This is a genomic window from Pseudaminobacter sp. Soil_N_29, from assembly GCF_057656055.1.
This window is the reverse complement of sequence record NZ_JBDGLC010000010.1, coordinates 152,303-174,201: the sequence shown is the minus strand read 5'-3', so window position 1 is coordinate 174,201 and position 21,899 is coordinate 152,303. Positions and strand designations below refer to the sequence as shown.

The 21,899-nt window shown below is 62.6% G+C and carries 20 protein-coding genes; 17 read left to right on the top strand and 3 right to left on the bottom strand.

The features are described 5' to 3' along the window. The first annotated feature begins 6 nt into the window (after positions 1-6). The 9 genes from AC3A4H_RS21170 (at position 7) to AC3A4H_RS21130 (ending at position 11,399) form a co-directional block, all read left to right on the top strand. Positions 7-885 (top strand): F0F1 ATP synthase subunit gamma, encoded by an 879-nt coding sequence (locus AC3A4H_RS21170; RefSeq protein ID WP_348780861.1) that lies wholly within the window; start codon positions 7-9, stop codon positions 883-885. Between the two features lie 67 nt (positions 886-952). Next, positions 953-2,503 carry a F0F1 ATP synthase subunit beta gene (gene atpD / locus AC3A4H_RS21165; protein ID WP_348780860.1) on the top strand — a complete coding sequence of 517 codons (1,551 nt, stop codon included), beginning with the start codon at positions 953-955 and terminating at the stop codon, positions 2,501-2,503. 110 nt (positions 2,504-2,613) lie between these two features. Next, the gene (locus tag AC3A4H_RS21160; protein ID WP_487768476.1) at positions 2,614-3,012 is read left to right on the top strand and encodes a F0F1 ATP synthase subunit epsilon; all 399 of its coding nucleotides are present in this window, start codon (positions 2,614-2,616) and stop codon (positions 3,010-3,012) included. Between the two features lie 361 nt (positions 3,013-3,373). After that, positions 3,374-3,487 carry a K(+)-transporting ATPase subunit F gene (kdpF, locus tag AC3A4H_RS21155; protein WP_348780858.1) on the top strand — a complete coding sequence of 38 codons (114 nt, stop codon included), beginning with the start codon at positions 3,374-3,376 and terminating at the stop codon, positions 3,485-3,487. A 33-nt stretch (positions 3,488-3,520) separates the two neighbouring features. Further along, positions 3,521-5,224 carry a potassium-transporting ATPase subunit KdpA gene (gene kdpA / locus AC3A4H_RS21150; protein WP_487768475.1) on the top strand — a complete coding sequence of 568 codons (1,704 nt, stop codon included), beginning with the start codon at positions 3,521-3,523 and terminating at the stop codon, positions 5,222-5,224. A 9-nt stretch (positions 5,225-5,233) separates the two neighbouring features. Continuing rightward, the gene (kdpB, locus tag AC3A4H_RS21145; protein WP_487768474.1) at positions 5,234-7,336 is read left to right on the top strand and encodes a potassium-transporting ATPase subunit KdpB; all 2,103 of its coding nucleotides are present in this window, start codon (positions 5,234-5,236) and stop codon (positions 7,334-7,336) included. Positions 7,337-7,347: 11 nt separating this feature from the next. After that, positions 7,348-7,953 (top strand): K(+)-transporting ATPase subunit C, encoded by a 606-nt coding sequence (locus AC3A4H_RS21140; protein ID WP_487768473.1) that lies wholly within the window; start codon positions 7,348-7,350, stop codon positions 7,951-7,953. Between the two features lie 75 nt (positions 7,954-8,028). Continuing rightward, complete coding sequence (locus tag AC3A4H_RS21135) at positions 8,029-10,707, top strand: DUF4118 domain-containing protein (protein ID WP_487768472.1); 2,679 nt, start codon at positions 8,029-8,031, stop codon at positions 10,705-10,707. Beyond that, a complete protein-coding gene (locus tag AC3A4H_RS21130; protein ID WP_487768471.1) occupies positions 10,704-11,399 on the top strand; it encodes a response regulator transcription factor in 696 nt (231 codons plus the stop codon). The genes AC3A4H_RS21135 and AC3A4H_RS21130 overlap by 4 nt, the downstream gene beginning before the upstream one ends. A gap of 25 nt (positions 11,400-11,424) precedes the next feature. Here AC3A4H_RS21130 and AC3A4H_RS21125 read toward each other — a convergent pair whose 3' ends face one another. Together AC3A4H_RS21125 and AC3A4H_RS21120 are read right to left on the bottom strand one after the other, a co-directional pair. Further along, the gene (locus tag AC3A4H_RS21125; protein WP_348780852.1) at positions 11,425-11,670 is read right to left on the bottom strand and encodes a hypothetical protein; all 246 of its coding nucleotides are present in this window, start codon (positions 11,668-11,670) and stop codon (positions 11,425-11,427) included. 138 nt (positions 11,671-11,808) lie between these two features. Next, positions 11,809-12,366, bottom strand: a complete 558-nt coding sequence (locus AC3A4H_RS21120; RefSeq protein WP_487768470.1) for a DUF308 domain-containing protein — start codon at positions 12,364-12,366, stop codon at positions 11,809-11,811. A 234-nt stretch (positions 12,367-12,600) separates the two neighbouring features. Here AC3A4H_RS21120 and AC3A4H_RS21115 point away from each other — a divergent pair, with 234 nt between their 5' ends. Continuing rightward, complete coding sequence (locus AC3A4H_RS21115) at positions 12,601-13,149, top strand: formaldehyde-activating enzyme (RefSeq protein ID WP_487768469.1); 549 nt, start codon at positions 12,601-12,603, stop codon at positions 13,147-13,149. Between the two features lie 139 nt (positions 13,150-13,288). Here AC3A4H_RS21115 and AC3A4H_RS21110 read toward each other — a convergent pair whose 3' ends face one another. Continuing rightward, positions 13,289-14,020 (bottom strand): outer membrane protein, encoded by a 732-nt coding sequence (locus tag AC3A4H_RS21110; protein ID WP_487768468.1) that lies wholly within the window; start codon positions 14,018-14,020, stop codon positions 13,289-13,291. Positions 14,021-14,534: 514 nt separating this feature from the next. Between AC3A4H_RS21110 and AC3A4H_RS21105 the strand changes: the two genes are divergently transcribed. The 7 genes from AC3A4H_RS21105 to mnhG all read left to right on the top strand — a co-directional run bounded on the left by AC3A4H_RS21105 (position 14,535) and on the right by mnhG (position 21,893). Beyond that, positions 14,535-15,629 carry a porin gene (locus tag AC3A4H_RS21105; RefSeq protein WP_487768467.1) on the top strand — a complete coding sequence of 365 codons (1,095 nt, stop codon included), beginning with the start codon at positions 14,535-14,537 and terminating at the stop codon, positions 15,627-15,629. 245 nt (positions 15,630-15,874) lie between these two features. After that, positions 15,875-18,796: a monovalent cation/H+ antiporter subunit A gene (locus AC3A4H_RS21100; RefSeq protein ID WP_487768466.1), complete on the top strand. Its 2,922-nt coding sequence runs from the start codon at positions 15,875-15,877 to the stop codon at positions 18,794-18,796. Continuing rightward, positions 18,796-19,134, top strand: a complete 339-nt coding sequence (locus AC3A4H_RS21095) for a Na+/H+ antiporter subunit C (RefSeq protein ID WP_348780846.1) — start codon at positions 18,796-18,798, stop codon at positions 19,132-19,134. The genes AC3A4H_RS21100 and AC3A4H_RS21095 overlap by 1 nt, the downstream gene beginning before the upstream one ends. Beyond that, entirely contained in the window at positions 19,131-20,735 is a 1,605-nt protein-coding gene (locus AC3A4H_RS21090; protein WP_487768465.1) for a monovalent cation/H+ antiporter subunit D, read from the top strand. Before AC3A4H_RS21095 ends, AC3A4H_RS21090 begins: the two co-directional genes overlap by 4 nt. Beyond that, a complete protein-coding gene (locus AC3A4H_RS21085) occupies positions 20,732-21,217 on the top strand; it encodes a Na+/H+ antiporter subunit E (RefSeq protein ID WP_487768464.1) in 486 nt (161 codons plus the stop codon). Before AC3A4H_RS21090 ends, AC3A4H_RS21085 begins: the two co-directional genes overlap by 4 nt. Continuing rightward, positions 21,214-21,495, top strand: coding sequence for a K+/H+ antiporter subunit F (locus tag AC3A4H_RS21080; protein WP_487768463.1), 282 nt, complete (start codon positions 21,214-21,216; stop codon positions 21,493-21,495). The genes AC3A4H_RS21085 and AC3A4H_RS21080 overlap by 4 nt, the downstream gene beginning before the upstream one ends. Next, entirely contained in the window at positions 21,492-21,893 is a 402-nt protein-coding gene (gene mnhG, locus AC3A4H_RS21075) for a monovalent cation/H(+) antiporter subunit G (protein WP_487768462.1), read from the top strand. Before AC3A4H_RS21080 ends, mnhG begins: the two co-directional genes overlap by 4 nt. Positions 21,894-21,899 lie beyond the last annotated feature (6 nt).

Genomic DNA, 21,899 nt, shown 5'->3' with positions numbered 1-21,899 from the left:
TAAGGCATGGCCTCGTTAAAAGACCTCCGTAACCGTATCGCCTCGGTCAAGGCGACGCAGAAGATCACCAAGGCGATGCAGATGGTTGCCGCGGCGAAGCTTCGCCGCGCGCAGGAGGCTGCGGAAGCGGCCAGACCCTATTCGCAGCGCATGAGTGCTGTTCTGGCCAACATTACGCAGGCGATCGGCAACGATGGCGATGCACCGGCATTGATGACCGGCACCGGCAAGGACGACGTGCACCTGCTCGTCGTCTGCACGGCCGAGCGTGGTCTGTGCGGTGGCTTCAATAGCCAGATTTCCCGTCTGGCTCGCGAGCATATCCGCCGGCTCCGCGCGAACGGCAAGACGGTGAAGATCATCACCGTCGGCAAGAAGGGCTACGACATTCTTCGGCGCGACTTCAGCGAGCTGATCGTCGATCGCATCGAGCTGCGCGAGGTCAAGACGATCGGCTTCGCAAATGCCGACGCCATCGCCAAGAAGGTGATCGGGCAGTTCAACCAGGGCGAGTTCGACGTCTGCACGCTGATCTATTCCGAGTTCAAGTCGGTTATCAGCCAGGTTCCAACCGCTCTGCAGATCATCCCGGCCGCTGCTCCGGCAGCGGAGACGGATGCTTCGGCCTCGGCGATCTACGAATACGAGCCGGAGCCGGGCGAAATCCTGGGCGATCTGATCCCGCGCAATATTTCCGTGCAGATCTTCCGCGCTCTGCTCGAAAATGCGGCCGGTGAAATGGGCGCCAAGATGAGCGCCATGGACAATGCGACGCGCAACGCCGGTGACATGATCAACAGGCTGACGATCACCTACAACCGTCAGCGCCAGGCGCAGATCACCAAGGAACTCATCGAAATCATTTCGGGCGCGGAAGCGCTCTAGCACGTGAGCCCGGGGGCTAGCCTCCGGCGGCTCATGTGGAAACGGAAACGGACCAAGAGGTTACAGCATGGCTAAAGCAGCTACACCTAAAACGGCTCCGGCGGCCGAAAAGGCCCCGGCGGCAAAGAAGGCAGCAACTGCCAAGACGGCTGCTGCAAAGGCGTCGTCGGCAGCGGCGAACAAGGGTGCGGCTGCAGGCCGCGTCGCTCAGGTCATCGGCGCCGTCGTCGACGTCCAGTTCGACGGTGAGCTGCCGCCCATCCTGAACGCGCTCGAAACCGACAACGGCGGTCATCGCCTCATCCTCGAAGTGGCGCAGCACCTGGGCGAGAACACCGTCCGCTGCATCGCCATGGACACCACCGAAGGCCTCGTTCGCGGCCAGGCGGTTTCCGACACCGGCGGCCCGATCACGGTTCCGGTCGGCGACGAGACTCTCGGCCGCATCATGAACGTCATCGGCGAGCCGGTCGACGAAGCCGGCCCGGTGAAGACCAAGTCCCGCCGCGCCATTCACCAGGAGGCGCCTGCTTACGTCGAGCAGTCGACGGAAGCGCAGATCCTCGTCACCGGCATCAAGGTCGTCGACCTTCTCGCCCCTTATGCCCGCGGCGGTAAGATCGGCCTGTTCGGCGGCGCCGGCGTCGGCAAGACCGTTCTGATCCAGGAACTGATCAACAACGTCGCGAAGGCGCACGGCGGTTACTCCGTGTTCGCCGGCGTGGGCGAGCGTACCCGCGAGGGCAACGACCTCTACCACGAAATGATCGAATCGGGCGTGAACAAGGACCCGCACGAGAACAACGGCTCGACCGAAGGTTCCAAGTGCGCCCTGGTGTTCGGCCAGATGAACGAGCCGCCCGGCGCGCGTGCCCGCGTTGCGCTCTCCGGCCTGACCATCGCTGAGCACTTCCGCGATCAGGGCCAGGACGTTCTGTTCTTCGTGGACAACATCTTCCGCTTCACCCAGGCGGGTTCGGAAGTGTCGGCGCTTCTCGGTCGTATTCCTTCGGCCGTGGGCTACCAGCCGACGCTGGCCACCGACATGGGCCAGATGCAGGAGCGCATCACGACCACGACCAAGGGCTCGATCACCTCGGTGCAGGCCATCTACGTGCCGGCCGACGACTTAACCGACCCGGCGCCGGCGACCTCGTTCGCTCACCTTGACGCGACGACCGTGCTTAACCGCGCGATCTCGGAAAAGGGCATCTACCCGGCCGTCGACCCGCTCGACTCCACCTCGCGCATGCTCGACCCGATGATCGTCGGCGAAGAGCACTACCAGGTTGCCCGTCGCGTGCAGGAGATCCTTCAGCGCTACAAGTCGCTGCAGGACATCATCGCCATCCTGGGCATGGACGAGCTGTCGGAAGAGGACAAGCTGACGGTGGCCCGCGCCCGCAAGGTCGAGCGCTTCCTGTCGCAGCCCTTCTTCGTGGCTGAAGTGTTCACCGGCACTCCGGGCCAGCTGGTCCCGCTGGAAGACACGATCCGCAGCTTCAAGGGTCTGGTCGAAGGCGAATACGACCACCTGCCGGAAGCGGCGTTCTACATGGTCGGCTCGATCGAGATGGCCATCGAGAAGGCCCAGCGCCTGGCTGCGGAAGCGGCATAAGGCTAACAGGCAACAGGTGCGGGCTTCAGCCCGCACCATCGAGCTGGCCTCGCAGACCGACAGCGTTTTCGAGGCCGCGCTCAACCAGTTCCCGATCTTTGTGAGACATCATGGCTGAAGCTTTCAAATTCGAACTGGTCTCGCCCGAGCGCCTGCTTGTCTCGGAAGAGGTTCAGTCGGTCGTCATCCCCGCCACGGAAGGCGAGATGACGATCATGGCTAATCATGCGCCGGTGATGACCACGATCAAGCCGGGCGTCGTGACCGTCAAGACGCGGGCAGGCGCCGACGAGCGCTATGTCGTGTTTGGCGGTTTTGCCGACGTGATGCCGAGCGCCTGCACGCTGCTGGCGGAATCGGCGGTTCCGGTTGCCAGCATCGACCGCGCGGATCTTTCCCAGCGCATCAAGGATGCGCGCGAGGACGCCGCCGATGCCAAGACCGACGAGGCACGTACCCGCGCCGAGGCGTTGCTGAGCCAGCTGACCACGCTCGAAGCCGCGCTCTGACAAACAGACAGACGGTTGAAAACAAAGCCCTCGGTTCGAAAGAGCCGGGGGCTTTTTCTTTGCGACCTTGGCGGCCCGCCCCGGCCAAAGCCGATGTCCAACCTCATCGTGCTGGCGTTTCCGGCGCGTTTTCGGTCTCGACCCTTATGAAAATCCTATTTCGAGGCCGTTGGACCTGTCTCGAACCTTTATGCGGCCTATGTCAAAGCTAGGACCGGCTCACGATGCTGCGGGACGCACCGAAGATGTGGGACCTGATTGTTTTGGCAATAAGCATCATCTCTTTTGCCTTGCTCTACGCATACACACTGGCTTGCGATCGCCTGTGAGGTTTGCCGCGTATGCGATCCAGGAAGGACGAATGAAACTGCGAGGTAATGCTGACATGGGCGCGGATTACATCCTTGGCGGCATCGTGACCCTGATGCTCGTGGTCTACCTCGTTCTCGCTTTGCTTCGTCCCGAGCGCTTCTGATGACCTGCAGTGAGGGCCGCGAAGGTTGAAACCATGACTTTCAATGGCTGGATCCAGATCCTGATCTTTTGCGGCGCAGTCGGTCTGCTGGTAACGCCGCTCGGCGGCTATATGACGAGGGTCTATCAAGGCGAGAAAACGTTTCTCTCCTTCCTGCTGCGGCCGATCGAACGAGCCCTCTACCGGCTCGCCGGCACCGATGAGAACGAGGAACAGCACTGGACGGCCTATGTTGCCGGCATGCTGATGTTCAACCTGCTGGGCGTTCTGCTGCTTTACGTGCTTCAACGCCTGCAGGCCCACCTGCCGTTCAATCCAGTGGGAATGGACGCGGTCGATCCGGCATTGGCCTTCAATACGGCGGCCAGCTTCGTCACCAACACCAACTGGCAGAACTATAGCGGCGAAACCACCATGTCCTATCTGGTCCAGATGGCGGGGCTGACGGTCCAGAACTTTGCCTCGGCGGCCACGGGCATGGCGCTTGCCTTGGCGTTGATACGCGGCTTCTCGCGGGCGTCGGTCAAGACGGTCGGCAACTTCTGGGTCGATCTTGTCCGGTCCACTCTTTACGTGCTGCTGCCGCTTTGCATACTGTTGACCCTCTTTTACGTTTTTCGCGGGGTGCCGCAGACGCTAGGCGCCTATGTTCAGGCGACGACGCTGGAAGGGGCACGCCAGACCATTGCCGTCGGCCCTGTGGCGTCGCAACTGGCGATCAAGATGCTTGGCACCAATGGCGGCGGCTTCTTCAATGCCAATTCCGCGCATCCATTCGAAAACCCTGATGCGCTGAGCAATTTTGTCCAGATGGTGACTATCTTTGCGATCGGCGCCGCCCTGACCAACGTCTTCGGCCGCATGGTCGGCGATCAACGGCAGGGCTGGGCGATTTTGGCCGCCATGGCGGTTCTTTTCATTGCCGGCGTGATCGCAGCCTATTGGGCAGAAGCCAGGGGAAACCCCTTGCTCGCTTCGCTGGGGCTTGAAGGGGGCAACATGGAAGGCAAGGAGGTGCGGTTCGGCATCGCCCTGTCGTCGCTGTTCGCAGTGGTTACCACCGCGGCCTCCTGCGGCGCGGTCAACGCAATGCATGACAGCTTCACCGCCCTGGGCGGCATGATCCCGCTGGTCAACATGCAGCTCGGAGAGGTGATCGTGGGTGGCGTCGGCGCTGGCCTCTACGGCATCCTCGTCTTCGTCATCATCGCCATCTTCGTCGCCGGGCTGATGGTTGGTCGCACCCCGGAATATCTGGGCAAGAAGATCGAGGCGAAGGAGGTGAAGATGGCGATGCTGGCCATGCTCTGCCTGCCGATGGCGATGCTCGGTTTCACGGCCATAGGCATCGTGTTGCCATCGGCCCTGGCTTCGATCGCCAATCCCGGGCCCCACGGTTTTTCCGAAGTGCTCTATGCCTACACTTCGGCAACCGCCAACAACGGCTCGGCCTTTGCCGGCCTGAACGGCAATACGCTCTGGTACAATCTCACCATCGGCATTGCCGTGCTCATGGGACGCTTCCTCGTGATTGTTCCGGCCATGGCCATCGCCGGGTCGCTGGCAGCCAAGAAGATCGTCCCAGCCTCCGCCGGCACGTTCCCGACCGACAGCACGCTGTTCGTCGGCCTGCTGGTAGGCGTGATCCTGATCGTCGGGGGCCTGACATTCCTGCCGGCTCTGGCGCTTGGGCCCATCGCCGAGCATCTGGAGATCGTGGCCGGCAAGGTGTTTTAACCGGGGAAAATGACGATGAGTCACATCAAGCCGGTCAGCCTCCTGGACGCTGCCATTCTGGCGCCTGCTTCTGTCGCTGCGTTCAAGAAGTTCGATCCCCGCTCGCTGGTGCGCAACCCGGTGATGTTCGTCGTGGCGGTGGTTTCGTTGCTTACGACGGTGCTTTTCCTTCGCGACATCGCCGGTGGCGCCAGCCATCTGGCCTTTTCATTCCAGATCATCCTTTGGCTGTGGTTCACGGTGCTTTTCGCCAATTTCGCCGAAGCGGTCGCGGAGGGCCGGGGCAAGGCACAGGCCGACTCCTTGCGTCGCACACGCACGGAAACACGAGCCAAGCTGCTCACCGGCCAGGATCGCCTTGCTTTCACGCTGGTGCCGGGCGCCAGCCTCAAAGTGGGCGACGTCGTGCTGGTTGAGGCCGGCGATATCATCCCTTCCGATGGCGAGGTGGTCGAGGGCGTGGCCTCGGTCAACGAAGCCGCAATCACAGGCGAATCGGCACCGGTGATCCGCGAGTCCGGCGGTGATCGTTCCGCCGTGACGGGAGGCACGCAGGTGCTTTCCGATTGGATCAGGGTGCGCATCACCGCAGCGGCCGGGTCGACCTTCCTCGACCGCATGATTGCACTGGTGGAAGGCGCCCAGCGTCAGAAGACGCCAAACGAGATCGCGCTTAACATTTTGCTGGCCGGCATGACCCTGATCTTCGTCATGGCCACCGTGACGATACCGAGCTTTGCAGCTTATGCCGGCGGCACGATACCGGTGGTGGTGCTGGTGGCCTTGTTCGTGACGCTGATACCGACGACCATCGGCGCGTTGCTCTCGGCCATCGGCATTGCCGGAATGGATCGCCTCGTGCGTTTCAACGTGCTTGCCATGTCGGGGCGCGCCGTGGAGGCCGCGGGCGACGTCGATACGCTCCTGCTCGACAAGACCGGCACGATCACGCTCGGCAACCGGCAGGCGACGGAATTTCGCGCGCTGGCCGGCATTGACGAACGCGAGCTTGCCGATGCCGCACAGCTTGCTTCGCTGGCCGACGAGACGCCGGAGGGACGCTCGATCGTCGTTCTGGCAAAGGAGAAATACGGCATCCGCGAACGCGACATGCGAAGCCTGCATGCGCATTTCGTGCCCTTTTCCGCCCAGACGCGGATGAGCGGCGTCAATCTCGACAACGGCTCCATTCGCAAGGGAGCAGTCGATGCGATCCTTGCCTACATCGCAAAGTCCGGCCCCGATGCGCTGCTGGTCAGCCGCCCCTCCGAGGTGCTGACGCGAGCTTCCGGCGCAAGCATCGGAGAGATGCGCGCTATCGCCGAGGACATCGCCAAGGTGGGCGGCACGCCGCTGGCGGTGGCGCGAGATGGCCGGTTGCTGGGCGTCATCTATCTCAAGGACATCGTCAAGGGCGGCATTCGCGAGCGCTTCGCCGAGCTGCGGCGAATGGGCATCCGCACCGTGATGATCACCGGCGATAACCCGATGACTGCTGCGGCGATCGCGGCGGAAGCCGGCGTGGACGATTTTCTTGCCCAGGCCACGCCTGAAAACAAGCTGCAGCTCATTCGCGACGAGCAGGCCAAGGGCAAGCTGGTGGCCATGTGCGGCGATGGAACCAACGACGCGCCAGCCCTTGCGCAGGCAGACGTCGGGGTGGCCATGAACACCGGAACGGTTGCGGCGCGCGAGGCCGGCAACATGGTCGATCTCGATTCCGATCCGACCAAGCTCATCGAGATCGTGGAGATTGGCAAGCAGTTGCTGATGACGCGCGGCGCGCTGACGACCTTCTCAATCGCCAACGACATCGCCAAGTATTTCGCCATCATCCCTGCCATGTTCGTGGCGTTCTATCCGCAACTGCAGGTTCTCAACGTCATGAACCTGGCGACGCCGCAATCGGCCATACTCTCGGCGATCATATTCAATGCGCTGATCATCGTCGGGTTGATACCGCTTGCCTTGCGCGGCGTCAGATATCGCGCGGTCGGAGCCGCCGCGCTGCTGCGCCGCAACCTGCTCGTCTACGGCCTTGGGGGCATTGTCGTGCCCTTCATCGGCATCAAGCTGATCGACATGATCGTATCGGCACTCGGCCTCGCGTAAGGAACGCTGCGATGCTCCGGCAATTTCGACCCGCGCTCGTCATGATCGTCGCATTCACGGCAATTACCGGCCTTCTCTATCCGCTCGCAATGACCGGACTTGCGGGCATGCTGTTTCCCGGCCAGGCCGCTGGCAGCTTGGTAACGGAAAATGGAAGGGTGGTGGGCTCCGCGCTGATCGGGCAGAACTTCACCAGCGAGCGCTATTTCCATGGCCGCCCTTCGGCCACTGTCGCGCCTGATCCGGCCGACCCCTCGAAAACGGTGCCTGCGCCCTACAATGCGGCGAACTCGGGCGGGTCCAACCTCGGTCCGTCCAATTCGGCCTTGATCGGGCGGGTACGCAACGATGTCGAACGACTGAAGGCCGAAAATCCCGGCCAGCAGGTGCCGATGGATCTCGTGACCACGAGTGGCAGCGGGCTTGACCCCGATATCTCGCCCGAGGCCGCGTTGTTCCAGGTGCCGCGCGTCGCCAAGGCAAGGCAGGTTTCGGAAGATGTGCTGCGTGAACTCGTTGCCAATCACGTTGAAAAGCCGTTCTTCGGGATCATAGGCGAGCCGCATGTCAACGTGCTGGCGCTCAACCGGGCACTCGACGCATTGCCGAAGAAGTAGCATTTTCATTCCCCGGGCTTTCCCTTGCGGCAGGGGGCGAGAAACCGGCTTTACGCCCGAAACAGAGTGATCTGGATGGTCGACGATACCGACAAGCGTCCGTCTCCGGAGGCGCTTCTGGAAGCCGCCGAGCGCGAGATGCGCGGCAAGCTGCGCATTTTCCTCGGTGCTGCTCCGGGCGTGGGCAAGACGTTCGAGATGTTGCTTTCGGCGCGAGCCCGCCTGGCGGAAGGCGTGGATGTCGTGATCGGTGTGGTGGAGACACACGGCCGCAAGGAAACCCAGGCGCTTCTCCAGGGCTTAGAGATCATCCCGCGCGCGGAGGTGTCCTATCTCGGCAGGATGCTCGAGGAGATGGACCTCGATGCGATTCTGGAGCGGCGGCCGGCATTGGTCCTGGTCGACGAACTGGCTCACACCAATGCGCCGGGCAGCCGCCACCCGAAGCGTTACCTCGACATAGAGGAACTGCTGGCCGCAGGCATAGACGTCTACACCACCGTCAACATCCAGCACGTCGAAAGCCTGAACGACATCGTCGCGCAGATCACCCGCGTGCGGGTGCGCGAGACGGTTCCCGACTCCATCATCGACCGTGCCGACGAGATCGAGGTGGTGGACCTCACGCCGGGCGATCTGATCGAGAGGCTGAAGCAGGGCAAGGTCTATGTGCCGGAGACGGCGCGAAACGCCATCGAGAACTATTTCAGGCCAGGCAATCTGACGGCGCTGCGCGAACTTGCGCTGAGGTGCACCGCACAGCGGGTGGATGAACAACTCGTCAGCCATATGCGCGAAAACGCCATCGAGGGCCCCTGGGCCGCAGGCGACCGGGTTCTGGTCTGCGTCGACGAGGCACCGCGCTCCCTGGCAATCGTGCGCTATGGCCGGCGGTTGGCCGAACGCCTGCGTGCGCCATGGTCGGTCATCAACATCGAGACGCTGCGCTCGGCGCGCCTGTCGGAAAGCGCACGCGACCAATTGGCGGCCTCGATGCGGCTGGCCGAAACTCTCGGGGCAGAGGCCGTCACGCTGCCCGGCCGCGCTGTCGCAGAGGATGTCATGCGCTATGCGCGCGAGCGCAATGTCACCCATATCGTGGTGGGGAGCTCCCACAAGGCGCGCTGGCGAGAATGGCTTCAGGGCTCCGTCACCCACGACCTCATCCGCATCGCCGGCGACGTAAGCGTGCATGTGATCTCAGGCCGCACGCCTGAGCCGAAGCCGCCACGGGGCACGGTGGAGCTCGGCTCCGCCGGAGGATTGTCGCTGCAGCCCTACATCGCAAGTGCGGCAATCGTGGGCGTCGCTTTGCTGCTGGGCGAGGCGCTGCACCAGTCGCTCGACGTCGCCAATATCGCGGTCGTGTTTCTCATGGGGGTGCTGGTCAGCGCGCTGCGTTACGGCCTGGCGCCGGGCATCTTCACCAGCATTGCCAGTGCGCTGGCTTTCAATTTCTTTTTCCTGCCGCCGCTCTACACCTTCACCATCGGCGATCCGGAAAGCATCGTCACATTCATCTTCTTCCTGATCGTCTCGGTGATCGCCAGCAACCTGACCTCGCGCGTGCGGACCCAGGCGATGGCGGCCCGCCAGCGCGCCCGCATGACGGAAAACCTCTACCTCTTCAGCAAGAAGCTGGCTGGAACCGCGACATTGGACGATGTGCTTTGGGCGACAGCCTTTCAGATTGCGTCCATGCTGAAGGTGCGCGTGGTTCTGCTCCTGCCGGAGCACGGGCAAATCGTGGTGAAAGCAGGATATCCGCCGGAGGATACGCTCGACGAAGCCGATCTGGCGGCAGCCAAATGGACCTGGGAAAATGACCGGCCCGCCGGTCGGGGCGCCGATACCCTGCCGGGTGCCAAGCGGCTCTTCCTGCCCATGCGCACGGTGCGCGGTGTCATCGGCGTCGTCGGCATCGATGACGATCGCCGCGGCCCCCTGTTGACGCCCGAGAGGCGCAGGCTGATGGACGCGCTGACGGATCAGTCAGCGCTTGCCATAGAGCGCGTCCATCTGGTCGAGGACCTGGACAATGCGCGTCTGGCCGTCGAGGCAGACCGGTTGCGTTCGGCGCTGTTGACCTCCATTTCGCACGACCTGAAGACGCCTCTTGCGGCAATCATGGGGGCGGCCGGGATGCTGAAGGAGTTTTCCTCCGCGCTGGAGGCGCCGGCCAAGGAAGAGCTGCTGGGCACCGTGCTGGACGAGGCAGAGCGGCTGAACCGGTTCATTGCCAACCTGCTGGACATGACGCGGCTGGAGTCCGGTGCAGTGACGCCCAATTTTGGGCTCCACGACATCAGCGAGATCGTGGGCAGCGCGCTTCGACGCGCCGGGAAGATACTTTCCGGGCATGAGATTGAGGTCGACCTGCCGGCGGACCTGCCGATGCTGCGCGTGGACCCGGTTCTGTTCGAACAGGTCCTGTTCAACCTGTTCGACAATGCCGCGAAATATTCGGAAGCGGGGTCGCGCATCCGCGTCCAGGCCTTCCTCGCTTCGAACACCCTGACCCTGCAGGTTCTGGACGAGGGGAGCGGCATTCCCCCCGATGAACTGGAAGACATATTCGGCAAGTTCACGCGGGCGCGCAAACGCGACAGCGTGCCGGCCGGGACCGGCCTTGGCCTTGCCATCTGCCGTGGCTTTGTCGAAGCCATGGGCGGAACCATCGCAGCAGGCAACCGCACCGATCGCAAGGGCGCGGTCTTCACCATCCGCATGAAATTGCCCGGAGAAGTCGCTTGACGCCCGCCTCTCACATCAGGGTGCTTGTCGTGGACGACGAGCAGCCCATCCGCAGACTGCTGCGTTCCGGCCTTTCCACGCAGGGCTATGCCGTCGCCGAGGCGCCGAACGCCCGGGCCGCCCTTGCAGAGATGGCGAATGAAGCCCCCGACCTGGTGGTGCTCGACCTTGGTCTGCCCGATGTGTCGGGGCAGGAGCTTCTCAAGCAATGGCGGGGCGCCGGCTGCGCAGTGCCGATCATCATCCTCTCCAGCCGCACCGACGAAGCCGGCATCGTGGAAGCGCTGGATCTCGGTGCCGACGACTACATAACCAAGCCGTTCGGGGTGAACGAGCTCATCGCCCGCATTCGTCTGGCGCTCCGGCACAGGCTGCAGCAACAGGGCGAGAAGCCGGTGTTCCAGACCGGCGGGCTCTGCGTCGACCTCGTGCGGCGGATCGTCAAGGTCGACGGGCGGGAAGTGAAGCTGTCGCCGAAGGAATACGACATATTGAGGGTGCTTGTGCAGCATGCCGGAAAGGTTCTGACCCACAATTTCCTGATGAAGCAGGTGTGGGGCGAGGTGCAGGACGTGCAGTATCTCAGGGTCTATGTGCGTCAGCTGCGTCAGAAGATCGAGCCCGATCCGAGCCAGCCATGCTACATTCGCACTGAAACCGGCGTCGGCTATCGCCTCAGCGAGGCCGATTGAGCCCAGTCAGCCAACCGGATCGGCCTCAGGTGACGATGGCGCCTATCGAAGCCCCTATCAGAAGAATGGCGACGACCAGCAGGGCGCCGTAGATCGTGGGTTTGCCAAAAAGCACCGCAAATGACGAACCCCATACGACGACCGCGGAGCCCAGGGCATAAAGGAATGCCGGCTTGTCGTTCCACGCGATGCCGATGGCCATCAGCCCGCCGATGATAAGGGCGCCGAAAAGCAGCATTATCGACAGGGCGAATTTCTCGACAGAATCCATGGATCATCCTCTCCTTGCCGGGCGAATGTGCCGGATCGCTGATCCTTGGGCAATGCCTGAACACACAGAATTTGACGTTTGCAAGCCGCCGGGCTGCCTGGGCGGAAAGCCGAAGCGTGCAGCTCGGAATTGCAGGCTTTAATACTCGTGGGCGCGCAGACGCCACGCCCGGACGAAAAGGCTGAGGCCGTATAGCACCAGCAAGACCATGATGACGCGGACAAGGGTGACTGCGCTGGAGAGCGGGATGAAAGCCAGCGCCAGCCCGAACACGATGTAGAGACCGCCGCCCAACAGGACCGGCCAAAGCCGCGCACGGCGGGCGCGACCGACGACCATTGTGGACAGAATTTCCATGATGCCGACGAGAACTGCCACTGTTCCCACGAGCCCAGCCAGGAAACTCAGGGTGAAGATCGTGAGCAGGAAAGAGCCCGAGAGCACCAGCAGGCCCGCGATGATGGAGAGGGCATTCCGAATGAGCGTAAACCAGAAGGCAGTGTCCCTGGGGCCGGAGTAGGAAAGCGTGGCGATGCCCAGGGCTCCGTCGACGAGCAGAAGGCCGCCCCCTGCAAGGACCAAGAATGTCACGGTCTGTTCCGGAAACATGAAGGCAACAATTGCCGCCGCGATCATTATAAGGCCGCGCAGTGCCGTCAGCGTTGCTGCAAAGCGTTCAGATTCTACAGCTGCCATGATCGAGTAATCCTTGGCCTGTTACTGCACGAATTCAATGAATCACCAATTCCGGTCGCTTTGCAATAGACGCAGAATTTTCCTCTCGCTGGCGGGAAACTTCCTGCCCTGTTCTGGCGGCACCACCAGACGCCCGGATTAACGCCTTGTTGACCATGCATGACCATGATGCGGCCGTCGGCGGTCGAAGTGAACCGCGATGATCCCCCTGCTTTGACTGTATGAGGAGTTGGAATGAGCAATCGTATCGTTATGCGGACCGGCGAAGCGCTGGTCGCTGGAGGCCCTCCGGGCACTGCGTCCGAACCCGAAGTGGTGATCGGCGAACTCGACGGGCCCGTCGGTACCGCACTTGCAACCCTGACCGGCGATCAGGTTGCGGGCCATACGCGCGTCTTCGCGCTGCTCAACACCGACATCATGGTGCGCCCGGTCACGCTTTGCGTGTCCAAGGTTACGGTGAAGAGCTCGCGCTACACCAATATCCTCATGGGTACGGTGCAGTTCGCCATCGCCAACGGCGTTCTCGACGCTGTGCGCGCAGGCTTCATCCCGAAGGAGAAGGCCAACGATCTCGGCATCATCTGTTCGGTGTGGCTGGCGCCGAGCGTGGTCGACGACCAGAACCTCGACCACAAGATCCTGTTCGACCTGCACCGGAAGGGCACGACCGAGGCCATCCGCAAGGCGATGTCCAACGAGCCTTCGATCGACTGGCTCCTGGAGAACCAGGACAAGATCATGCACAAGTACCACCAGATGGGACTCGACGGTAAGATCTGACGCAGCCTGACCGCCGGGAGCTACGCTCCCGGACGCACGGACATGAGCCGCCGCCTCGCAAGGGGCGGCGGTTTTTTGTGCGGCAAAACAAAAGGCCCCGGCGATGCCGGGGCCCCTTCGAAGCAAATGAAAGTTCTTGTCAGAACTTGTAGTTGATGCCGGCGCGGACCGTGTGGAAGTTAAACTTCCGGTTGATGTTGACGGGATCGCCGTCGATTTCGCCGTTGAAGAGATTGCTCTTGCCGAGATCGGTGTAGAGATACTCGGTCTTGAAGGTGACATTGTCGGTGATTGCGTATTCCGCACCGGCGCCGATCGTCCAGCCAGCCTTGGTCTTCTTCACGCTTTCGCGGATGGCTTCGTCGAAAGCATCTCCGTTGATGTAGCTGGTGGTACGGCCATAGGCGAGGCCGCCGGTGGCATAGGCCATGAAACGGTCGGTGGCAGCAACGCCCAGGCGCGCGCGCACGGTGCCGTACCAGTTGAGCTTGGTGCCCATGCGGACAGCCATCAGTTCGTCCTCGTCGAGGGCGGTCGCAGCGAACTCGGCCTTCGCATTGGAGCCCTGGAAATCAGCCTCGACGCCGAGAACGACCTGGTCGATCTGGTAGTTGTAGCCGATCTGGGCGCCGCCGACGAAACCATTGGCATTGAGGTTGATCGAATCATCGAAGTCGGTGCCGGAGAAGTGGTGCTTGGCCTTTCCGCCAGCATAGCCCGCGTTCAGACCGAGATAGGCGCCGGTCCAGCTGAAGATCGGCGTCACGGCTTCCGGTGCCGACGGCTCGTAGGAGAACGCGTCAGCAGCAAAGGCGCTGCTCGAAAGAAGCATGGCAGCTGCGGTGGCGCCGGCGATGTGCTTGAAGTTCATTTTTCCAATACCTTTGCATTCACACTCAAACTCAAGATGACCTCCACCTACACGGCTCGGTTGAAGAGAGTCTGTAGCAAAGCAGCAACAGCGGCGGCGATGAGTTGGGATGGTAAATAAAATGCTATTAAATTTCCGTGGGTTGCCGGCAGGCAGATCAGGCTGGAGCCAATGCCCGTTACTGCTGCCGGGCATTGACGGCCGCAATCCCTCGAACACCTTCACGACTACCGGTAGCGGCACCGAGGCGCCCCACGTGGAGAAAGGCATGTCCGTGAAGCCGGTGGGCCGCTGCCTGGCGCCCCGCCTGCGTGCAGTTCACCGCCACTGATGCCGATGTGCCACAGTGCAGGCCCAGATTCCCGATCTCCCGGTTTGTCATCTCTCTGTCATGTTCCCGATACGCAAGCGTCACGCGGCGTCGCTAGAGCGGCGGTGGGGATGGGGGCAGGGAAGGCTGGTCTCCAGCAAAAGTGCCCAGACCCGTTGATTAACTTTTGACTGGAGTCAATACATGAACATCAAGAGCCTTCTCCTCGGCTCAGCCGCGATGATGATCGCGGTTCCTGCTGCCTACGCCGCCGACGCTGTTGTCGTTGCTGAGCCCGAGCCGATGGAATACGTCCGCATCTGCGACGTCTACGGCGCCGGCTTCTACTACATTCCCGGCACGGAAACCTGCCTGAAGGTCGGCGGCTACATCCGCTACGACATTCGCGCAGGCAACGGTGGCAACCGCGGCCTGATTGACGTCGTCGACAAGCTCGACGCTGCCAAGGGCATCGATTCGACCAACGACACCTACTACAAGCGCGCCCGCGCTGCCATGCAACTCGATGCCCGTTCGGAAACCGAACTCGGCACGCTGCGTGGCTACATGCACATCAACTTCAACTACGACACGGCTGCGCCCGGCGGCATTACCACCGCCAACACCGGCTTCGCCATCAACCATGCGTTCATCGAACTCGGCGGCTTCCGCATCGGCAAGACCGACTCGATGTTCTCGACGCTGACCGGCTATGCGGGCGGCGTCATGGAAGACGATCTGGTGCCCTTCGGCCCCTACGACACGCATCAGATTGCCTATACCTACACTGGTGACAACGGCTTCTCGGCTTCCGTCGCCCTCGAGGAAGGCAATGGCGTTCTCTACACGCTCGATTCCTACGTCCCGCACGTGGTTGCCGGCGCTGCCTATACGCAGGGCTGGGGCGGTTTCTCCGGCGTCGTCGGCTATGATTCGGTCTGGAACGAGTGGGCCGGCAAGGTTCGCCTCGACGTGAAGGCGTCCGACAGCGTCTCGCTCTTCGTCATGGGCGGCTATGGCACCGACAAGAACATCTCCCGCAGCTTCTACAAGTCCTGGGGCGGCAACTGGGCCGTCTGGGGCGGCGGCAGCGTGAAGATGAGCAAGCAGGCTGCGCTCAACGCGCAGGTCTCCTATGCCGAGAACAAGGACCTCGCGGTCGTTGCCAACGTCGCCTACACCATCGTTCCGGGCTTCAAGATCACCCCGGAAGTGGCGTGGAACTCCGTCCACACCGACGACGGCACGAAGATCCGCGACGGCTTCGGCGGCATGGTCCGCTTCCAGCGCTCGTTCTGATTCGTTCGACCGATCCAACGAAAGGGCCCGGCGGGAAACCGCCGGGCTCTGCCGCTTCGAGACTGCGCACGACAGCAAATTTCGGGGTTCGGAGATCGCTTTTCGCGTGAGGAAAGTGCCGGCCGGGAAAAGATTTCAACTTTTCCGGCCAATTCCCTTGCGCGGGCTGTCCCGGGTCCCCAATAATATAGAGGGGTGGTTTCCATCCGACGCATTTGATTTGATTGGGAAACCGCCTGAGGACGATGAACGACGACATATTGCTGATTCTCATTGTCGTTCTTCCTTTCGCCGGAAGCATTCTCGCGGCCACCTTTCGCCCCAACGCACGAAATTCCGAGGCCTGGCTGGCTGGCGGGGTGGCGTTGGCATGCCTGCTTCTGGCCTCGATAGCCTATCCCGCCATCGTCGAGCGAGGTGTCATCCGTAGCGAAACGGAGTGGCTGCCTACCCTCGGGCTCAACTTCGTGCTGCGCATGGACGGTTTCGCCTGGCTGTTCAGCGTGCTGGTAAGCGGCTTCGGCTTCCTGGTGGTGCTTTATGCGCGCTACTACATGTCGCCGCAGGATCCCGTGCCGCGGTTCTTTGCGTTCCTGCTTGCCTTCATGGGCGCAATGCTCGGACTGGTGATCTCCGGCAATCTGGTCCTGCTGGTCGTCTTCTGGGAACTGACCAGCATCTTTTCCTTCCTGCTCATCGGCTACTGGCATCACAATTCCAGCGCGCGCGACGGCGCGCGCATGGCGCTCACGGTCACGGCAATCGGCGGCATGGCGCTTCTTGTAGGTGTTCTGCTGATCGGCCACATCGTGGGAAGCTATGATCTCGACCGCGTTCTCTCTTCGGGCGACCTGATCCGCTCGCACGAGCTTTATCTTCCCGCGCTGTTGCTCATCCTGCTGGGCGCGCTGACGAAAAGCGCCCAGTTCCCGTTTCATTTCTGGCTGCCCAACGCGATGGCGGCGCCGACGCCGGTCTCGGCCTATCTTCACTCGGCCACGATGGTGAAGGCGGGCGTTTTCCTGATGGCGAGGCTGTGGCCGGTTCTGTCGGGCACGCCGGAATGGTTCTGGATCGTCGGTTTCGCCGGAATGGCATCGCTGCTGGTGGGGGCGTTCTTTGCCATCTTCCAGCACGATCTCAAGGGGCTGCTCGCCTATTCCACGATCAGCCATCTCGGCCTGATCACCATGCTTCTCAGCCTCGGCAGTCCGCTGGGGGCGGTCGCCGCCATCTTCCACATGATGAACCACGCGACCTTCAAGGCTTCGCTGTTCATGGCTGCCGGCATCATCGACCACGAGACAGGCACGCGCGACATGCGCCGGCTGAGTGGGCTCTTCCGCTTCATGCCCATCACCGCGACGCTCGCCATGGTGGCAAGCGCGGCCATGGCCGGCGTGCCGCTGCTCAACGGCTTTCTCTCGAAGGAAATGTTCTTCGCCGAAGCCATCGAAACGCACGCGAAGTCGGTGCTGGACACGGCCGCTCCCTATGTGGCCGTTCTGGCCGGGGCTTTCGCCGTTACCTATTCCCTGCGCTTCATCCATACGGTGTTTTTCGGGCCGCCTCCCAAGGATCTCGAGCGTACGCCGCATGAGCCGCCTTTCTGGATGCGCTTTCCCATCCAGTTCCTTGTCCTGGCCTGCCTCGTCGTCGGCATCATTCCTGCCATGACGGTCGGTCCCTTTCTTCACGTTGCGGTGACTTCAGTTCTGGGGCCGGACACTCCGGCTTACAGCCTGTCGGTCTGGCATGGTTTCAACCTGCCGCTTCTGATGAGCGCGATCGCGCTCGTGGGCGGCGTGGTGCTCTATTTGTTGCTGAACTCGTATCTGAACGAGAGCGAGGAGGGGCCGCCATTTCTTCGCCGTCTCGAAGGACGACGTGTCTTTGAACGCGTGCTGGTCACCCTTTCCTGGAAGTGGGCCCGGTCGCTCGAAACGGTATTGGGGACGCGGCGTCTGCAGCCGCAGCTCCGCGTGCTTGTGGTCGTGGCCTTCCTGGCAGCGCTGGTTCCGCTCTATCTCAACGGCTTCAGGCCGGGTCTGCCCGTTCTGGACGCCATCGATCCCGTGTTCGTGCTGATCTGGGCCAGTGGCATCTTCTGCGCCATCGGCGCTGCCTACAAGGCCAAGTACCACAGGCTGGCAGCTCTCATCCTTCTGGGCGGGGCGGGGCTTTCCACCTGCATCACCTTCGCCTGGTTCTCGGCCCCGGACCTGGCCCTGACACAGTTGCTGGTCGAAATCGTCACGACCGTGCTGCTGTTGCTCGGATTGCGCTGGCTTCCGAAGCGTCTTGAGGAAAAGGAGCGCGGGGCCGTTGCGATCGGCATACGCCTGCGCAGATACCGCGACTTCGTCATCGCCGTTTTGGCGGGCGGTGGGGTCGGACTTCTGGCCTTTGCCGCCATGACTAGCCCTTTCGCGGCCGAGACCGTGGCGAGCTATTTCCTGGAGAAGGCCTACCTGGAAGGCGGCGGCAAGAACGTGGTCAACGTCATCCTCGTGGACTTCCGCGGCTTCGACACGCTGGGGGAAATCACCGTGCTGGCGGTTGTCGCCCTGACGGTGTTTGCACTGCTGCGCCGTTTCCGGCCGGCTGCCGATAGCGTGGCCGCGCCAGAGCAGCAGCGCATGCAGAATGCCTTCGACGAGGCCGCGCCCGACCGCGAGCTCGGCGACACGGTTGGCGACTATCTCCTGGTGCCGGCCGTGCTCATGCAATGGGCATTCCCGGTCGTCATCGTGCTGGCCGTCTACCTGTTCATGCGCGGGCATGACCTTCCCGGCGGCGGCTTTGTGGCGGGAATAGCGATGGCGGCGGCCTTCATCCTGCAATACATGGCCGCCGGAGCAAGATGGCTTGAGGAAAGGCTTCGCATCCTGCCCGTGAGCTGGATCGGCCTTGGGCTGCTTTTGGCGGCACTCACCGGCATGGGTTCCTGGTTGTTCGACTATCCTTTCCTGACCTCGCATTCCCAGTATGTCGAACTGCCCCTGGCTGGCGCGGTGCCATTCGCCACTGCCATGCTTTTCGACCTGGGAGTTTTCGGCATCGTGGTCGGCGCCACGGTGCTCATGCTGATCGCGCTCGCGCACCAGTCGATCAGAAGCCTGCGTTCGGCCCGCGCCGCCGTCGAAGCGGAAGGGGAGGACGCCTGATGGAACTCGTCCTCTCGCTCAGCATCGCCGCCCTGGCAGGTTCGGGCGTCTGGCTGCTTCTGCGGCCGCGCACCTACCAGGTCATCGTGGGCCTGTCGCTCATCTCCTATGCAGTGAACCTGTTCATCTTCGGAATGGGCCGACTGCGGGGCGGCGCCGCTCCCGTTCTGAACGGACAGAGCGGCAGCCTGGCCGACTATGCGGACCCGGTGCCGCAGGCGCTGGTTCTGACGGCAATCGTCATCGGCTTTGCCACGACGGCCTTGTTTCTGGTGATCCTGCTGGCGGCGCGCGGCTTTACCGGCACCGACCATGTCGACGGGAGGGAACCGGAATGACCGGCTGGTCCGACCATCTGGTCATCATGCCCGTGCTGCTGCCGCTGGTGGCCGGCGCGCTGCTCATGCTCTACGACGAGCGGCGTCATTTCCTGAAGTCGATCATCAATCTGGCTTCGACGCTCCTGCTGGTCGTCGTGGCAGTCAAGCTGGTGCGCCTTGCCGACACCTCCGAGGCTTCCGTTTATCTGCTGGGCAACTGGCCGGCACCCTTCGGTATCGTTCTCGTGCTGGACCGTTTGTCCGCGCTGATGCTGATGGTGACCAGCCTTCTGGCCTTGGCATCGCTGGTTTTCGCGCTGGCGCGCTGGCACAAGGCCGGAGCCCATTTCCATACGCTGTTCCAGTTCCTGCTGATGGGGGTGAACGGGGCCTTCCTGACAGGCGACCTGTTCAACCTGTTCGTCTTCTTCGAAGTGATGCTGGCGGCTTCCTATGGCCTCGTGCTGCACGGCTCCGGGCCCGCGCGCGTAAAGGCCGGCATGCACTATGTCGCCGTCAATCTCGCTGCCTCCTTCCTGTTCCTGATAGGCGTGAGCCTCATTTATGGCGTCACGGGTACGCTGAACATGGCCGATCTTGCTGCGAGGATCGGCGAACTATCCGGCCGTGACCGCACCCTGCTCGAGGCTGGCGCGGCGATACTTGGCGTTGCTTTCCTTGTGAAAGCGGGCATGTGGCCGCTGAGCTACTGGCTGCCGAATGCATATTCTGTCGCGGCTGCACCGGTAGCGGCCATTTTTACGCTGCTCAGCAAGGTCGGCATATATGTGCTCCTGCGGCTGTCGCTCCTCCTGTTCGGTGTCCAGGCCGGAGATTCCGCCGGCTTCGGCAGCAATCTGCTGATCGTGGGAGGCATGGCGACGATCGTCTTCGGCACGGTCGGCGTGCTGGCCTCCCAGGCGATGGCGCGGCTTGCCAGCTTCAGCGTGCTGATTTCGTCGGGAACGCTGCTGGCGGCCGTGGGCATGTCTGCGGTGGACGTCACCGCCGGCGCCCTGTTCTATCTGGTCAGCTCCACCGTCACCGTCGGCGCGCTTTTCCTCCTCATCGAACTGATCGAAAGGGAACAGAACCCAGCCGCAGACATTCTGGCGGTCACCGCCGAGGCCTTCGGAGACGAGGACGAGGAGGCCGTTGAGGACCGGGTGGGCGTGGCGTTCCCCGGCGCGTTGGCCATCCTTGGCGTGTGCTTTGCGATCTGCGGCCTGCTGCTGGCCGGCCTGCCCCCGCTGTCGGGCTTCATCGCCAAGCTGGCATTGCTGTCGGCCATCCTCGATGCCGGAGGGGCGGCGGGAATCTCCGCCGCCGCCTGGATATTGACGACCCTTGTGGTGCTGTCCGGTCTCGCGGCGCTTCTGGCGATGTCGCGTTTTGGCATACGCATGTTCTGGGCGCCGATCGAGGCGGTTGTTCCGCGCGTCCTCGTCATCGAGGTGGTCCCGGTAGCGTTCCTCCTTCTGCTCGCATTGATGATGACGATACAGGGCGGGCCTGTCATGCGTTACCTTGAGGCCACGGCCCGCTCCCTGCATGCTCCGCAGCAATATATCGGCGAGGTTCTGCGGGCGCCCCGAGCCGGGCCGGGAGCGGCGGAATGATGAGGCAGTTGCTCCCATACCCGCTTCTGACCGTGTCGCTGCTGGCGATGTGGCTTTTGCTGAACGGCTTTTCCACCGGCCAACTTCTGCTAGGCGGCGTCATTGCCGTTGCAGCGTCCGGTGCCATGGCAGCCCTGGAACCGAAAAAGCCGCGGCTGCGCCGATGGAGCGCGATCCCCGGCCTGGTCTGGGTGGTGTTCATCGACATTCTGCGCTCCAACATCGCGGTTGCGACCTTGATCCTGCGCGGCACCGGCGGACGCGAGATATCAGGCTTCGTGTCGATACCGCTGGCGCTTCGCGATCCCACCGGGCTGGCCGTGCTTGCCTGCATTGTCACCAGCACGCCGGGTACGGCATGGGTCGAATACGATTCCACCCGCAATACGCTCCTTCTGCATATCCTGGATCTCGGCGACGAGGACTGGGTGGGGCTGATCAAGAACCGCTATGAGCGGCCTTTGCTGGAGATATTCGAATGAGCGCCATAATTCTCGTCTGGTCGCTGCTGGTCGCACAGATCCTGCTTGGCATCGCCATGGCAATCGCCGCCTCGCGCATCGTTCGCGGTCCGCGCGCGCAGGACAGGATCCTCGCCTTCGACGCCTTCTACATTGCCGGCATGCTTCTGCTGGTCGTGCTGGGCATGCGCACCGGAAGCACGCTTTATTTCGAAGCGGCGCTTATCATCGCGCTTCTGGGTTTTGTGTCCACGGTGGCTCTGGCAAAGTTCCTCATGCGAGGCGAGGTCATCGAATGACCGAAATTGCAGACCTGCCGGCCTGGGCCGCGCTTCTCGTCGCATTCCTTGTGCTTGCCGGTTCCGCGTTGACGCTGCTCGGCATAGTGGGGCTGGTGCGGTTGCGCAGTTTCTACCAGCGTGTTCACGCCCCGACGCTCGGCACCACCTGGGGCGCAGGCAGCATATTGATCGCCTCGATGGTCTTCTTCTCCATCCTGGAAAGGCGTCTGGTACTGCACGAAGTGCTCATAGCCGTCTTCGTGACCGCGACGACGCCGGTGACGCTGATGATGCTGGCCAGGGCGGCGCTCTATCGCGACCGCGCCGAAGACGCCAGCTTGACGACCGCGCCGGGCGATAGCTGTTCCGGGCGCGACGGAACCGCCAACCAGACTGACCTGCCGCCCGCTGCCTGAAGCCGT